Genomic DNA, 15,902 nt, shown 5'->3' on the forward strand with positions numbered 1-15,902 from the left:
GTACTGATGCCGGCGGTTCAGCACACCAGGCTGTCGGCTTGTCGATAGAGCATCAGCAGCTTGCGGGTGATGGTTTGCTGGATGTCGTCGCGCTCGAAGCTCGACAGCCGCTCTAGGCGCGCGAGTTGCAGGCGATGCAGGTGGATATAGGGCATCTGCTGGTCGAATTCGCGCAGGTCGCCCTTCATCAGCACCGGCAGGAACAGATCACCGATTTTCTTCTGGTTGCTGATGATCTGCGCCAGTGCCGGTTTGAAGGGCATGGTCTTGGGCGCAGGCCCATCGTCCTTGATCTGGGTGCTGAGTAGGAGCCCAGGTTTGCCCAGAACCTTGCCCGGCAACACGCACAGACCCGTCTTGCGGATGGCCTGGCTGTCGATGCCGTGCAGGGTGTCGTGGAAGGCATAGGGGTTGGGCAGCACCACCATCTTACGACCGAGATCGGTGGGGAAGTGCAGGCTGTAGTTGGTGTACAGCTGCCCCACCGATTCGGAATAGACGCACAGGCGATTCTCGAACAGCTTGATGAAACGCTCGGCCAGCTCGCGGCGGGCCATGCTGTCCAGGTCCCAGATCAGGTCCTGGTTCTGCGGCCGACTGAAATCGACCTCCTGATGTTGCATGCTGCTCATGCTCGACTCATACGCGGAATTGCCCAAGCAGACGATTGAGCTGGTCGGCCAGCTGTTTCAGGTGCTGGCTGGCCGCGCTCGACTGTTCGGCAGCCTCGGCGGTGTTGTGGGCCAGTGCAGCAGTCTGCGTGACGTTCTGATTGATGTCTTCCACCACGTGGGATTGCTGCAGGGTGGCGCTGGCGATCGAGGCGTTGAGCCCGGTCAGGTTGCGTAGCGATTGGGCGATCTGGGCGAGGCTCTCACCGGCCTGGCTAGCCTGTTCCACGGTCAGTTGGGAAGCGCGGCTGCTTTCGTTGATCACCTTGACGGCAGCCTCGGAGTTGCCTTGCAGGCGCTCGATCATACCTTGAATTTCAGCGGTGGACTGCTGGGTACGTTGCGCCAGAAGCCTCACTTCGTCCGCGACCACGGCGAAACCGCGGCCCTGCTCACCGGCGCGGGCAGCCTCGATGGCGGCGTTGAGGGCGAGCAGGTTGGTTTGCTCGGCGATGGAACGGATCACCTCCAGCACGCTGCCGATCTGCGTGCTCTCGCTGGCCAGTGATTGAATCACCTCGACGGCCTTGTCGATGGTGCCCGACAACTGATCGATCTGGCGCAGGCTCGCCTCGATGTTCTGCTGGCCCTGGCTGGCCTGGTCTTCGGCGGTATGCATCTCGCTGGAGGCGTGTTCGGCGTTCTTCGCTACGTCCTGTACGCCGTAGGTCACCTCGTTGACGGCGGTCGCCACCAGCTCCATCTGCTGCGCCTGTTGCTGGCTATGGCGCTGCGCTTCGCTGGAAATGTCGCCAAGCGAGCGGGCAGCCTGATCGAGCGAGCCTGCCGAATCGAGCATCTGCCGGATCACATGGCGCAGCTTTGCGGTGAAGGCGTTGAAATAGGTCGCCAGGGCAGTCAATTCGTCACGCCCGTGGGTGTCGAGGTTGCGAGTCAGGTCACCTTCGCCGCTGGAAATGCTGGCCATGGCGTCCACTGCGGCCTGCAGCGGCTGCACGATGCTGCGAGTGATCAGCACCACCAGTCCAGTCAGGAGCAGGGCGATCAGCAGACCGATGCTCATGGCTTTCACCGCCTGGGCTCGGAACTCCACCTGTACGTCATCGACATAGACGCCGGAGCCGATGATCCAGCCCCAGGGCTGGAACAGCTCGACGTAGGAGATTTTCGGTACCGGGTCAGTGGCGCCAGGTTTCGGCCAGCGGTAGTCGACCTGGCCGGCTCCCTGGCTGCGGGTGATGGCGACCATCTCGTTGAACAGCGCCTTGCCGTCCGGATCCTTGAAACCTGAAAGGTTCTGGCCCTCGAGCTTGGCATTCATCGGATGCATGAGCATGACCGGGGTCTGGTCGTTGATCCAGAAGTACTCCTGGCCGTCGTAGCGTAAACCGCGCACCACTTCCATGGCCTGCTTCTGCGCCTCTTCGCGGCTCAGGCTGCCGGCGCTTTCCAGGCTATGGAAGTGCTTGAGAATGCCGGCCGCACTCTGCACCACATGCTCGGTCTTTTCCGATTTGCCGGCGTAAAGATCGATGTGGATCTGGCGCAGCATGTAGGCGCCCTGCAAGATCAGCGTCAGAATGGCCAGCGCCAGGATCAGCCATAGACGGCGGCTGATAGGAAGACTACGTAAGCTGTTCATGGACGAATTCCTGATTGTTGTAATTGTCGGCTTCAGGGCTGCCTCGAAGGGCGCAGAGCAATACTGTCACATCGAGGCATTATTCACTCTAGTTGTCTGATAGCATTTCGGCAGCCCGGCGCAGAACCTGAATGAGCACCGGGCTAGACCGTTGCAAGGAACCTCCATGACGGTTTTGTGTCCCAGGGCCGGAGCCACGCTCCACGTTCTAAGTTTTACGCGTGGTTAATTGCCGCGCTTTGGGGGATTTGATGGATTTCTGGGTGGCCTTTCAGGCTCTGATTCTGGGCATAGTGGAAGGCTTGACCGAGTTCTTGCCGATTTCCAGCACCGGGCACCTGATCGTGGTCGGTGACTTGCTGGGCTTCAATGGCGAAAAGGCGACGGCGTTCAAGATCATCATCCAGCTCGGCGCCATCCTGGCGGTCATCTGGGAGTTTCGAGCCAAGGTGCTCGGCGTCGTCGTCGGTTTGCCCAGCGACCCGAACGCGCAGCGTTTCACCTTCAACCTGCTGCTGGCATTCATTCCTGCGGTGATTTTTGGCCTGGCCTTCGCCGATCTGATCGAGCATTGGCTGTTCAATCCGATCACAGTGGCCATGGCATTGATCATTGGCGGCATCATCATGCTCTGGGCGGAGAAGCGCGAACACGCGATCAAGGCCGAAACGGTCGACGACATGACCTGGAAGCTGGCATTGAAGGTTGGTCTTGCGCAATGTCTGGCACTGATTCCGGGTACGTCGCGTTCGGGCGCCACCATCATCGGCGGCCTGGTGTTTGGTTTGTCGCGCAAGGCCGCGACCGAGTTCTCCTTCTTTCTGGCCATGCCGACCATGGTCGCGGCTACGGTCTATTCTTTGGTCAAGTACCGCGACATCCTGCAGATGAGCGACTTGCCGATCTTCGCCATCGGTTTCGTCAGCACCTTCATCGTGGCGATGATTACCGTGCGCGCACTGCTCAAGTTCATCACCAGCCACAGTTATGCGGTGTTCGCCTGGTACCGCATTGCCTTCGGCCTGGTGATTCTCGCCACCTGGCAGCTGCACCTGATCGACTGGAGCACGGCGCAACCGTGATCGGTACCGAACGCAAGGGGCGCCTTAAAAGCTGGGATGACGCCAAGGGTTTTGGTTTCATCCAGCCGCTGAGCGGCGGTGCTGAAGTCTTCGCGCATATCTCGGCGATGCGCGGTGATCGCCGCCCGCTGCCGGGTGACGAGGTGCTGTTCATCGAAGGGCGTGACGAAAGAGGGCGGCCAAGGGCCGAGCACTTGCGCCTGGCTGGCGAGCTCAGCCTTGATCGCCAGTCGATCCGGCGCAAACCGAAAACACCCAGCACGGCGGCACCGGTAGTGCGCAAGGCTGCTGCCAAATCCACGCACCGGTCAGCGACTCAAGGCTCCATCCAGAACTTCTCCAGCAAGGCCTTGGTGCTCGCTTTGCTGTGCATCCTGCCATTGCTCGGCTGCGTGACGCTGTTCGGCAAGGGGCTCTGGTGGGTATTGCCGCTTTATCTGCTGGCCAGTCTGCTGAGTTTCCTGCAGTACTGGCTGGATAAACGCAGCGCTCAGAGCGGTGACCGGCGCACGGCGGAAAACACCCTGCATCTGGTCGAACTGGCTGGTGGTTGGCCAGGTGCGCTGATCGCTCAGCAGACATTCCGGCACAAGACGCGTAAGGCTTCCTATCAGGCTGTTTTCTGGCTGATCGTCGCAGTTCATCAACTGTTCTGGATCGATCTGCTGCTGCTCGACGGTACCTACATCGCCCGCCACATACCCTTATTCGTCCAGTAGCAGGCCGGGTTGCAGGCGCTTGGGCAGGCGGCGCACCACCAGTTGATGCGAGCGCGTCAGCAACTGGCGCAGCTCATCGTCGCCCAGCGGCGGCCGGTGGGCGCTCATACTGATCCAGTAAGCACGAGCCAGATACGGGGCAGGGCGGATGCCCGGACGGTCTACATGACCGAGAAACAGGTCGTTATCGACCTTGAAGGCCAGATCCTCGCCAAGAAAATCAAGAATGGCGAACATCTTGTTGCCAGCCACCGAGAACACCCGGTTGCTGCCCCATTTGAGGTCTTCGCGGGCGCCGGGCAGGGCGAGGCAGAAGGCGGCGATCTGATCCGGTGTCATTGGTCTTTCCCTGGTGGTACGCAGGTCAGTCTATAGAAGGCTGAAGAGCCTGCGTAGGCGCGCTCCGTTTTCGCCGGCAGGCGATCCATTGTGTCGCTGCCTGCGCGCGTTCAGGCAGATCGCCCGCAGCAGCGCCGGCAAGCCTCAGGGCCCGTTTTGGCGCCGCCCGGTTGTCTTGTAGACTCTGCCTCCCCGTGGTCATCGCTCGTCCGAGCCCCGTCGATACCCGCCATGAATGCCCGTCGCCGCCTGCGCTTCTCTCCCTGGCTGTTGCTGAGCCTGTTGCTGTGCTGGTCGACATGGGCCGGTGCCGTCCCTCTCGATGTCGCCCAGCCGAGCGAGCAGCCGCTGTCGCTAACCACCCATGCCGGAATCCTGGAGGATGCCTCGCGGGCGCTGCAGCTTTCGGACGTGCGATCAGCAGAGATGGCCGCACGTTTCCGTTATCAGGAGTCCCCCAGCGCTTCCTTCGCCCTGGGCTTCACCCGTTCGGCCTACTGGTTTCGGCTTGACGTTGGCAACTCCGGCGACCAGCCGTTGACGCGCCTGCTGGTGGTCGACAACCCGCGTATATCCCTGGTCGATGCGTACGTGCCGGACGGGCAGGGTGGCTACCGCACCTGGTTCACCGGCGCGGATCGCCCGCAGACGGGCAAGGCCTACGCCAACCGCAACTTCGTTTTCCCGCTGCACCTGCCGGCGCACGCGCAACAGGTGGTGTACCTGCGCGTCGAGTCGAGCATCGGCCTGCACGTACCGCTACAACTCTGGACGGCCGACGCGCTGCGCGGCTACGAGCGCGAAGACGATATGGCCCGCGCCGGCTACATGGGCATCGCCGTCGCGATGCTGCTGTTCAACCTGATGCTGTTCATCGCCCTGCGAGATCGCCTCTATCTGCTCTATGTGACCTTCGTGCTGATCACCGCCAGCGCCCTGACGATCAAGAACGGCATGGCCCCGGACTGGAAGCTGCTCGGCCAGACGCTCAACAGCAACGTGGTCTACTACTCGGCGGTCTCGCTGACCTTGAGCGCCATGCTGCTGTTCATGCGCGGCATGCTACAGACCGCGCGCCTGCTGCCACGGGTCGATCCTGGCTTGCGCGCGTTGATTGCTCTGTATCTGCTTTCGCCGCTGATCTATGCCTTCGCGCTGCCCCAGGTGTCGCGCGTGGCCATCGTGGTCAACCTGCTCACTGCCTTCGTCATGCTCGGCGTGGGCGTGGCCTGCGCCCTCAAGCGTCAGCGCAGCGCCTACTTCTTCCTCGCTGCCTTCGGCCTGCTGATCCTCGGCGGTGCCAGCACCAGCCTGCGCGCCATGGGCCTGTTGCCGACCAACGCCTTCACGGTCGACGGCCTGCAGCTCGGCTCGTCGCTGGAGATGCTGTTGCTGGCCTTCGCCCTGGCCGACCGCATCAACGTCATGCGTCAGGAAAAACTGCAGGCCCAGGCCAGGTTGTTGCAAACCCGGGAGCAATTGGTGGATACCCTGCAACGGTCCGAGCGCGAACTGGAGCAACGCGTCGCCGCGCGCACCGAAGAGCTGCAGGTGCTCAACAGCCGTCTGGAGACCCTGAGCCTGACCGATGCCTTGACCGGCATCGCCAATCGTCGCCACTTCGACGAGGTGCTAGACAAGGAATGGAAGCGCGCCCAGCGCGTCGGCGAGCCGTTGGCCCTGGCCGTGCTGGATGTCGACTGGTTCAAGACCTACAACGACCACTACGGCCACCCGGCTGGCGACAGCTGTCTGCAGCAGATCGCGCAAACCCTGGCCGCCACCATCAGCCGTTCTACCGATCTGGTGGCGCGCTATGGCGGCGAGGAGTTCGTCTTTCTCGCGCCGTCGACCGGGCCCGATGGGGCGCACAGCATGGCCGAGAAACTGGTCCGGGCCGTCGAGGCCCTGGCGTTGCCACATGAGCGCTCGCCTTTGGGCCACGTCAGTATCAGTGTCGGCATTGCCTCGATGCGAAACGATGGCAACAGCCCGGCACAAACGCTCGTGCAGCGGGCCGATGCGGCGCTGTATCGGGCCAAGGCACAAGGCCGTAATCGGGTGGAGTGCGGCTGAGAGAAATAAAAAAGCCCCAGAGCATCGAACCCTGGGGCTGAGGAGGGTCGGCATGGCGCCGACCGGGGAGAGTGGGTTCAGGCCTGAGGCTGCCAGCCGCCGCCGAGCGCCTTGTAGATCGCGACGATACCGCTGTAGAGCTCGACCTCAGCCGAGGCCTGGGCATCTTCGGCGGCCAGGCGCTCACGTTCGGCGTCCAGCAGCACGAGGAAATCCACCGTGCCTTCGCGATAGCGGATCGCGGCCTGATCGGCTGCAGCACGACTGGCTTCGGCCTGGCGCACCAGGGAAACCAGGCGCTGCTGGCGCTTGGCGTAGTCGCTGAAGGCGTTTTCAGACTCCTCCAGTGCCAGCAATACCTGCTGTTCGTACTGCGACAGCGCGCCATCAGCCTCGGCTTCGGCGCCGCGCAGGCGCGCTCGTACGCTGCCGAGATCGAAGGCCGCCCAGCTGATGCTCGGCGCTACGCCCCAGGCACGGGCTGCTGATGAACCCAGCTGCGAGCCGCGCCCGGCGGTAAAGCCGAGAAAGCCGGAGAGGCTGACCCGCGGGAACAGGTCGGCAGTCGCCACGCCGACTTCGGCCGTGGCCGCCGCCAGCTGCCGCTCGGCCGCCTGGATGTCCGGGCGACGGCGCAGCAGTTCGCTCGGGTTGCCGATGGGCAATGCCTTGGCGATCACCGGCAGTGGTTTGGGCGACAGGTCGATCTGCAGCTGTTCCGGGCGCTGGCCGAGCAGGGTGGCGATGCGGTTCTGCGCCCGCACCTGCTGCGCCTGCAGTTGCGGCAGGCTGGCTTCGGTGGCGGCCAGGCGCGCATCGGCGCGCAGGACGTCCAACTCGGTGCCGACACCGGCATCGCGCAACTGCTCGGTGATGGCGCGCGAGTCCTGCTGGTTCTTCAGGTTCTCGCGGGCGATGCTTTCACGCAGTTGCGCGCCGCGCAGGGTGCCGTAGGCATCGACCAGTTCGGCAATCAGGCTGACCTGCAACTGATAGTAGTCGGCCTCGGCCACTTCGATGCGCGCTTCGCTGCCTTCCAACTGGCGCTGGATGCGGCCGAACAGGTCGAGCTCCCAGGCCATATTCAGGCCCAGGTCGTAGCGCTCCTGACGAACGCGCTCGTCCGTTGTCGGGGGCTGCTGAGCCTTGCCGAACTCGCCGCTGGCGCGGCTGGTGACGGTGGGCAGGCGGTCGTTGGCCACGTCATCGCGAATGGCCCGCGCCGCGCGCAGGCGATTGAACACCACGCGCAGCTCGCGGTTGTCGGCAAGCGAGCGCTGCACCAGCTGGTTCAGCGTCGGGTCGTCGAACTGCTGCCACCAGGTGGCTTCGAACCGGCTGCGGTCATAGTCTGCCGCCTCCAGCGCGGCAATGCGCGCAGGATCGGTCACGGGCGCTCGATAGTCCGGGCCGACGGCGCACGCCGACAGCGCCAGGGTCAGGAGGACGGGGGCAAAGGCTTTCATGCATGCGACTCCTGCAGACGGGCAGCTTTGCGGGCTTCGCGTTTCTCGACGAAGCCGCGGATCAGGACATAGAACACCGGAGTCAGCAGCAGGCCGAAGAAGGTCACGCCGATCATCCCGGAGAACACCGCCACACCCATGGCATGGCGCATCTCGGCACCGGCACCGCTGGACAGCACCAGCGGCACCACGCCCATGATGAAGGCGATGGAGGTCATCAGGATCGGGCGCAGGCGCAGGCGGCAGGCCTCCAGCACGGCTGCGACGCGGTCCATGCCTTCTTCCTGTTTGTCCTTGGCGAACTCCACCAGCAGGATGGCGTTCTTGCAGGCCAGGCCCACCAGTACGATCAGGCCGATCTGGGTGAAGATATTGTTATCGAGGCCGGCCATGATCACCCCGGTGATGGCGGCGAGCAGTACGGTCGGTACGATCAGGATCACCGCCAGCGGCAGGCTCCAGCTTTCGTACTGAGCCGCCAGCACCAGGAAGGCCAGCAGCACGCAGAGCGGGAAGATGAAGATCGCGGTATTGCCGGCGAGAATCTGCTGGTAGGTCAGGTCGGTCCACTCGAAGGTCATGCCGATTGGCAGTTCCTCGTCCAGCAGCTTGGCGATGGCGGCCTCGGCCTGGCCGGAGCTGTAACCCGGGGCGGCGGCACCGTTGATCTCGGCGGTGAGGAAGCCGTTGTAGTGCATCACCCGATCCGGACCTGCGCTGTCATCGACCTTGACGAAGGTCGACAGCGGCACCATTTCCCCACGGTTGTTACGCACCTTGAGCTGGCCAATCTGTTCCGGCTCCAGGCGGAACTGCTGGTCGGCCTGGACGTTGACCTGGTAGGTACGGCCGAAGCGGTTGAAGTCGTTGGCATACAGCGAGCCCAGGTACACCTGCAGAGTGTCGAAGATGTCGCTGATGGCCACGCCGTGGGTCTTGGCCTTTTCCCGGTCGATGGCGGCATCGACCTGCGGCACGTTGACCTGGTAGCTGGTGAACACCGACATCGGGTTCAGTTCCGGCAACTGGCGGGCCTTGTTGAGGATGTTCTGAGTCTGCACGTACAGCTCGTCATAACCCAGGTTGCCACGATCCTGAATCTGCAGGCGGAAGCCACCAATGGTGCCCAGGCCCTGTACCGGCGGCGGCGGGAAGATGGCGAGGTAGGCTTCCTGAATTTCACTGAACTGGCCGTTGAGCTCGGCGGCGATGGCGCCGGCAGACATGTTTTCGTCCTTGCGCAGGCTGAAGTCCTTGAGCGTGACGAAAACGATGCCGCTGTTCGGGCTGTTGGTGAAACCGTTGATCGACAGGCCGGGGAAGGCCACGGTGTTCTCCACGCCCGGGTGCTTGCCGGCGATTTCGCTCATGCGCTTGATCACTGCTTCGGTGCGATCCAGCGTCGCGGCATCCGGTAGTTGGGCGAAGGCCACCAGGTACTGCTTGTCCTGTTGCGGCACGAAACCGGTCGGGGTGCTGGCGAAGCCCAGGTAGCCGAGCACCAGCAGGCCACCGTAGATCAGCATGGCGATGCTGCTGCCACGCAGTACACGGCGGACGGTGCCGACATACCCATTACTGGCACGCTCGAACATGCGGTTGAACGGGCCGAACAACCAGCCGCCGAACAGTTTGTCGAGCACGCGCGAGAAGGCATCTTTCGGCGCGTGGTGATCCTTGAGCAGGATGGCCGACAGCGCAGGCGACAGGGTCAGCGAGTTGAGAGCCGAGATCACCGTGGAGATGGCAATGGTCAGCGCGAACTGCTGGTAGAACTGCCCGGTGAGACCGGAGATGAACGCGGTCGGGATGAACACGGCGCACAGCACCAGGGCGGTGGCGACGATGGGGCCGGTCACTTCCTTCATGGCCTGACGCGTGGCGTCGAGCGGCGACTTGCCCAGGGCGATGTTGCGTTCGACGTTCTCCACCACGACGATGGCGTCGTCCACCACGATACCGATGGCCAGCACCAGGCCGAACAGCGACAGAGCGTTGAGCGAGAAACCGAGCAGGTGCATGACCGCGAAGGTGCCGATCAGCGAGACAGGTACGGCCACCAGCGGGATGATCGAGGCGCGCCAGGTCTGCAGGAACAGGATCACCACCAACACCACCAGCACGATGGCTTCGAGCAGGGTGTGCACCACAGCCTCGATGGAGCCGCGGACGAAGATGGTCGGGTCATAGACGATCTCGTAGTCCATGCCCTGCGGGAAGCTCTGTTTCAACTCGGCCATGCGCTCGCGCACCGAGTCGGAAATCTCGATGGCATTGGAGCCCGGGCGCTGGAACACCGGGATGGCCACGGCCGGCTGGTTGTTCAGCAGCGAGCGCAGGGCGTACTGGTTGGAGCCCAGCTCGACGCGGGCGATGTCGCGCAGACGGGTAATCTCACCGTTGTCGCCGACGCGGATGATGATGTTCTCAAACTCTTCCTCGGAGACCAGGCGGCCCTGAGCGTTGATCGACAGCTGGAAGCTGTTGCCGGCATCGGAAGGCGGCGCGCCGAGGGCACCGGCGGCGACCTGGCGGTTCTGCTCACGAATGGCGGTGACCACGTCGGTGGCGGTGAGCCCGCGCGAGGCTACCTTGTTCGGGTCGAGCCAGACGCGCAGCGAGTAGTTGCCCATACCGAACAGCTGCACGTCGCCCACGCCGTCCAGGCGCGCCAGTTCGTCCTTGACGTTGAGCGCGGCGTAGTTGGACAGGTAGAGCATGTCGTAGCGCTGATCCGGCGAGGTCAGGTGCACCACCATGGTCAGGTCCGGGGAGGCCTTGTCCACGGTCACGCCGAGACGCTGCACTTCGGTGGGCAGGGTCGGCATGGTGCGGGTGACGCGGTTCTGCACCTGCACCTGGGCGTTGTCCAGGTCGGTACCGAGGGCGAAGGTCACGGTCAGCGTCAGGCGGCCATCGATGGTCGACTGCGACGACATGTAGAGCATGCCCTCGACGCCGACGATGGCCTGCTCCAGCGGCGAGGCGACGGTTTCACCGATCACCTTGGGGTTGGCGCCGGGAAAATCGGCACGCACCACGACGGTGGGCGGCACCACTTCCGGGTATTCACTGATCGGCAGTTGAAACAGCGAGATGGCGCCGCCGATCAGGATCAGCAGCGACAGCACGGCGGCGAAAATCGGCCGCTGGATAAAGAATTGCGAGAAATTCATGGGGTTTCCTCAAGTCGCGCTGGCGTGATCAGCCGCGCGGCGCGCGTGCGTCGATGTGGTCGGCGGCGATACGCGGGGCCTGGCTTGCATCGACGGCCTGACGCAGGCGCGCCAGTTGCTCGAGGGTGCTGTCATCGGCCATGGTCACGGGTTGCGGGTCGACGGTGGCGCCGGGCATGGCGCGCTGCAGACCGTTGACCACGATCTTCTCGCCCTTGCTCAGGCCGCTGCGGACGATGCGCAGGCCTTCGAGCTTCGGCCCCAGCTCGATGGAGCGATAGGCCACGGTATTGTCCTCACCCAGCACCAGCACGTACTTCTTGCCCAGGTCGGTGCCGACCGCTTCGTCCTTGATCAGGGTGGCGGCGTAGGGCTTGCTGCCCACCAGTTTCAGGCGCGCGTACAGGCCCGGGGTAAAGCGACCATCCTGGTTGTCGAATACAGCGCGACCACGAATGGTGCCGGTGCGCGGGTTGACCTGGTTGTCGAGAAAGTCCAGCTGACCCAGGTGCGGGTGGCCGGCCTCATCGGACAGGCCGAGGTAGACCGGGCTGGCGCCACGGGCATCGGCACCGGACTCACGGGCCAGCTCGACGTACTTGAGGAAGGCGCGTTCGTCAGCGTCGAAGTAGGCGTAGACCTTGTCGGTGGAGACCACCGAGGTCAGCAGGCTTTCACCGGCACCCACCAGGTTGCCTTCGGTGATCTCGGCACGGCTGACGCGGCCATTGATGGGCGCGGTGATACGGGTAAAACCGAGGTTCAGACGGGCATTTTCCAGCTCGGCGGCGATTGCCGCGACCTGAGCCTGAGCTTCGGTAGCGGCACTGGCGCGGGCGTCGGCCAGTTCGGCGGAAATGGCGTTGCTCTGGCGCAGGCGCTCGCCACGACGGGCCTCGTTGACGGCGCGAGCCTGGTTGGCACGAGCCTGTTGCAGCTGGGCTTCGAGGCGCTTGACCTCGGTCTGGAACGGACGCGGGTCGATCTGGAACAGCAGGTCGCCTTTCTTCACCAGGCTGCCCTCACTGAAGGCGACGCGGTCGATATAGCCGGAAACGCGCGGACGAATTTCAACCGACTGCGGCGCTTCGAGGCGACCGGTGAACTCGTCCCACTCGGTGATGGGTTGCTCGATCACTTCGGCGACGCTGACCTTGGCTGCAGGCATGTGTGCCTGGGTCTGTGCGGCCTGTTCGCAGCCGCCGAGTGCAAGGATGCCGGCGAGGGCCAGGGGGACTATCCAGATGTTCTTGTGTTGCTGTTCCATGGGAGGCTCCGCCAGTCGGATTTCGGAATGGGCGGAGTCTGCGACCGAGCCTGGCAGGCGACGAATCGAATGCCACGAAACTCATTATCAGCGTTAATGATGATTGACCGTTCATGGCGACACTGCCGGGTGCCCTGTCATTCGGCACAAGGACAGGCAACGGCCGGTATCCGGGGGCACACGAACACTGACGAGCGCCTGGGTTGGCGAAGAAATCCCTGAGGCTCACTGAAACGCAGCAGCCAAGGGCAGTTCGTGCCTAGAGACTATCGGGGTCGCCACAGAACATTTGAATGCGCGAGCGCAACCAGCGCTCGGCCGGGTCGTTATCCTGGGCGCCACGCCAGGCCATGTGCAGCTCGAAGGACTGTGTCTGCAGCGGCAAGTCCTCGGCACGTAGCCCTCCGGCCGCGGTCAGCGCAGCGGCGGTGTAGTCCGGCACGCTGGCGACGATATCGGTTTCCGCCAGCAGGGTGGCCAGGCCGTTGAACTGCGGTACGGCCAGCACCACATGACGTTCGCGGCCAAGCTTGGCCAGCTCGTCATCGATGAAGCCGGTGAGGTCACCCGCGAACGACACCAGTGCATGCGGGCGGGCGCAGTAATCATCCAGGCTCAGCGCGCCGGGTGCGGTATCGGCGCGCAGCAGCTTGGCCTTGCTGCGGCGCAGCACCTTGCGCTTGGCATTGGCCGGCAGCTCCTCGGTGTAGGCCACACCTACCGAGATTTCCCCGGACGCCAGCAGCGCCGGCATCATCAGGTAATTGGTGCGGCGGATCACCAGCACCACACCAGGTGCCTCGGCGCGCAGGCGGCGGAGCAGGGCAGGGAGCAGGGCGAACTCGACATCATCGGACAGGCCGATGCGAAACACCGCCTTGCTGGTGGCCGGGTCGAAGTCGGCTGCACGGCTGACGGCCGTGGAGATTGAATCCAGCGCCGGCGAGAGCAGGGTAAAGATTTCCTGCGCGCGAGGCGTAGGCTCCATGCTGCGGCCGGTACGCACGAACAATGGGTCATCGAACAAGGTACGCAGGCGGGAGAGGGCGGCACTGATGGCCGGCTGGCCAAGAAACAGCTTCTCTGCAGCCCGGGTCACACTGCGCTCGTGCATCAGCGTCTCGAAGACGATTAGCAGGTTGAGATCGAGGCGACGCAGGTCGTTGCGGTTCATCCAATTACCATTCGAGGGATACGGGCCTTGTCAGCACGGCGCTGCAAATGAGAGCCTTTGCCCGGGCAATAGTACGGGCAGTGTGCAGCGGATTGAAAGTCGCTGAATCACTGACAGGCATGAAGACTATCGATAGAGTCTGATAGTGTCGCCGCCGCACAGCGGATAGAGTCCACAGTCATTGAAGTGTTAATCCGCGATCAAGCTCGAGGTAAGCGATGTCCCGCATGATCCGTTTTCATAAGTTCGGCGATGCCGATGTGCTCCAGTATGAAGAGGTTCCGACACCTGTGCCTGGCCCTGGCGAAGTCCTGGTGCGTGTGCAGGCAGTCGGCCTGGGCTGGAAGGACGTGCTGTGGCGTCAGAACCTGGCGTCCGAACAGGCCAAGCTTCCGGCCGGCACCGGTTTTGAACTGGCCGGTACAGTGGCTGTGCTGGGTGATGGTGTAAGCGACTTCGAAGTCGGCACCGCCGTTGCCGGCTTCCCGGCGGGCACGCCGAATCGTTATCCGACCTGGGGCGATCTGGTGCTGATGCCCAGCCATGCTCTGACCCGTTATCCCGACGTGCTCAGCCCGGTCGAGGCCAGCGTTCATTACACCAGCCTGCTGTTCGGCTACCTGGCACTGAACGATCTCGCGCATCTGAAGCCCGGCCAGCATGTGCTGATCACCGAGGCCAGCCACTGCATGGCACCACAGACCGTGCAACTGGCCAAGGCGCTGGGTGCCAAGGTCATCGTTTCCACCAGTTCTTCGGCGGATCGCGAATTCCTGCGTGGCCTGGGTGCCGACAAGGTGATCGCCACCGAGGAACAGGACCTGGTCCTGGAAGTCGAGCGCTACACCGAAGGCAAGGGTGTCGAGGTGATTCTCGACCAGTGTGCCGGCCCGCAGATGAAGCTACTGGGTGATATCGCCGCGCCGCGCGGCAAGCTGATCCTGTACGGCATCAATGGCGGCAACGATACTGCTTTCCCTGCTTGCGCCGCATTCAAGAAGCACCTGCAGTTCTTCCGTCACTGCGTGCTGGATTTCACTGGGTGCCCGGAGCTGGGAATCGAGCCGAACAATGATGCCGTGCAACGCGCGCTTAAGCACATCAATCAGATGACTGCGGACCGCCTGCTGACGCCGGTGATCGACAAGGTGTTCGACTTCGAAGATTTCGTCGAAGCGCATCGCTACATAGAAACCTGCCCGAACCGCGGGCGGGTGGCCCTGAAACTGGCCACGGATTAAAGTCCGTGGCCATTCGGTCGCTATAACCTAGGTCTACGTTCGTTCTAAGGATAGGTACATGAGTCTGGTTACCGGCGACGCGCTATCGCTGTTGTTGTTTCGTTTGCATAGCGGCCGCCTGCTGGGGATCAACCTGCTCAAGGTCAACGAGATCATTCCGTGCCCAGCCTTGACCAAGCTGCCCAATCGTCACCCCAACGTGCGCGGCATCGCCACCTTGCGTGGCGCCGCGATGACGGTGATCGACCTGGCGCGTGCCATCGGCGAACGCGGTGCGGCTGACGAAGACGATGGTTGCCTGATCGTCACCGAGTTGAGCCGCTCGCGTCAGGGGCTGCACGTGAAAAGTGTCGAGCGTATCGTGCAGTGCTCCACCCGCGATGTGCGTCCGCCACCCGCCGGCTCCGGCGCGCGTGCCTTCATTACCGGTGTGACGCAGATCGATGGCGCCATCGTGCAGGTTCTCGATATCGAGAAGGTACTGCACGACATTGCGCCTGCGCTGGAGGAAGCCCCCGTCGGGCAACTGCTCGATGGCCAAGATGCCCGCTTGCTGCAAGGTCGCCGCGTGTTGCTGGTCGACGACTCGCAAGTCGCGCTGCAACAGACTCTCAACGTACTGCGCCAGCTGGGGCTCGATTGCACGGCAGTGCGCAGTGCCCAGGCTGCCCTGCAGCAACTGCACGAATACCATCAGGCTGGCATGCCATTCGAGCTGCTGGTCTCGGACATCGAGATGCCGGAGCTGGATGGCTACAGCCTGGTTCAGGAAATTCGTCGCAGCCCCGATATTGCCGACACCTACGTGCTGCTGCACACCTCGCTGGACAGCACCATGAATACCGAGAAGGCGCGTTCGGTCGGTGCCAATGCGGTACTGACCAAGTTCTCCTCGGTCGATCTCAGCCAGGCACTGCTCGATGCCTTTCGGCAAATGAGCGGGCAGCACTGAGCTCCCCCTGCAACCCCTTGCCGCTTGACGGCAAGGGGTTGTCTAGCTTCCTTTCTAGTCGACAATAAAAGTCAATACTTTCAATTGGTTAAGCGCTCCTCATGAGCTGGCATGCGCTTTGAATCAGTGCGCCTGG

12 protein-coding genes are annotated in these 15,902 nt (G+C 63.2%); 5 read left to right on the forward strand and 7 right to left on the reverse strand.

What is annotated here, in order from left to right; genetic code table 11:
• Positions 1-17 precede the first annotated feature (17 nt).
• Entirely contained in the window at positions 18-632 is a 615-nt protein-coding gene (locus BLT86_RS05970) for a hypothetical protein (protein ID WP_017676920.1), read from the reverse strand.
• 7 nt (positions 633-639) lie between these two features.
• Positions 640-2,274 (reverse strand): methyl-accepting chemotaxis protein, encoded by a 1,635-nt coding sequence (locus BLT86_RS05975; RefSeq protein WP_017676919.1) that lies wholly within the window; start codon positions 2,272-2,274, stop codon positions 640-642.
• A gap of 251 nt (positions 2,275-2,525) precedes the next feature.
• On the opposite strand from BLT86_RS05975, the gene BLT86_RS05980 reads away from it, so the two are divergent.
• Positions 2,526-3,356, forward strand: a complete 831-nt coding sequence (locus BLT86_RS05980; protein WP_017676917.1) for an undecaprenyl-diphosphate phosphatase — start codon at positions 2,526-2,528, stop codon at positions 3,354-3,356.
• Entirely contained in the window at positions 3,353-4,075 is a 723-nt protein-coding gene (locus BLT86_RS05985; protein WP_092375303.1) for a DUF1294 domain-containing protein, read from the forward strand. Before BLT86_RS05980 ends, BLT86_RS05985 begins: the two co-directional genes overlap by 4 nt.
• Here BLT86_RS05985 and BLT86_RS05990 read toward each other — a convergent pair.
• Positions 4,061-4,414, reverse strand: a complete 354-nt coding sequence (locus BLT86_RS05990) for an MmcQ/YjbR family DNA-binding protein (RefSeq protein ID WP_017676915.1) — start codon at positions 4,412-4,414, stop codon at positions 4,061-4,063. The genes BLT86_RS05985 and BLT86_RS05990 overlap by 15 nt on opposite strands.
• 231 nt (positions 4,415-4,645) lie before the next feature.
• On the opposite strand from BLT86_RS05990, the gene BLT86_RS05995 reads away from it, so the two are divergent.
• Complete coding sequence (locus BLT86_RS05995) at positions 4,646-6,490, forward strand: sensor domain-containing diguanylate cyclase (RefSeq protein WP_017676914.1); 1,845 nt, start codon at positions 4,646-4,648, stop codon at positions 6,488-6,490.
• 77 nt (positions 6,491-6,567) lie between these two features.
• On the opposite strand, the gene BLT86_RS06000 is transcribed toward BLT86_RS05995, so the two are convergent.
• From BLT86_RS06000 to BLT86_RS06015, 4 genes are all read right to left on the reverse strand, one after another.
• Entirely contained in the window at positions 6,568-7,956 is a 1,389-nt protein-coding gene (locus BLT86_RS06000; protein ID WP_092375306.1) for an efflux transporter outer membrane subunit, read from the reverse strand.
• Positions 7,953-11,132 carry an efflux RND transporter permease subunit gene (locus BLT86_RS06005; protein WP_092375309.1) on the reverse strand — a complete coding sequence of 1,060 codons (3,180 nt, stop codon included), beginning with the start codon at positions 11,130-11,132 and terminating at the stop codon, positions 7,953-7,955. Before BLT86_RS06005 ends, BLT86_RS06000 begins: the two co-directional genes overlap by 4 nt.
• A 28-nt stretch (positions 11,133-11,160) precedes the next feature.
• Positions 11,161-12,399, reverse strand: a complete 1,239-nt coding sequence (gene mexE / locus BLT86_RS06010; RefSeq protein ID WP_092375312.1) for a multidrug efflux RND transporter periplasmic adaptor subunit MexE — start codon at positions 12,397-12,399, stop codon at positions 11,161-11,163.
• A gap of 259 nt (positions 12,400-12,658) precedes the next feature.
• On the reverse strand, positions 12,659-13,573 hold the full coding sequence (locus BLT86_RS06015) for a LysR family transcriptional regulator (RefSeq protein ID WP_092375315.1): 915 nt from the start codon (positions 13,571-13,573) through the stop codon (positions 12,659-12,661).
• Between the two features lie 218 nt (positions 13,574-13,791).
• On the opposite strand from BLT86_RS06015, the gene BLT86_RS06020 reads away from it, so the two are divergent.
• Both BLT86_RS06020 and BLT86_RS06025 read left to right on the forward strand, forming a co-directional pair.
• On the forward strand, positions 13,792-14,814 hold the full coding sequence (locus BLT86_RS06020; RefSeq protein WP_075747674.1) for a zinc-dependent alcohol dehydrogenase family protein: 1,023 nt from the start codon (positions 13,792-13,794) through the stop codon (positions 14,812-14,814).
• A 58-nt stretch (positions 14,815-14,872) separates the two neighbouring features.
• Positions 14,873-15,766, forward strand: a complete 894-nt coding sequence (locus BLT86_RS06025; RefSeq protein ID WP_045733347.1) for a chemotaxis protein CheV — start codon at positions 14,873-14,875, stop codon at positions 15,764-15,766.
• Positions 15,767-15,902: the final 136 nt, after the last annotated feature.

The organism is Pseudomonas sihuiensis (assembly GCF_900106015.1).
GTDB classification, from domain to species: domain Bacteria; phylum Pseudomonadota; class Gammaproteobacteria; order Pseudomonadales; family Pseudomonadaceae; genus Aquipseudomonas; species Aquipseudomonas sihuiensis.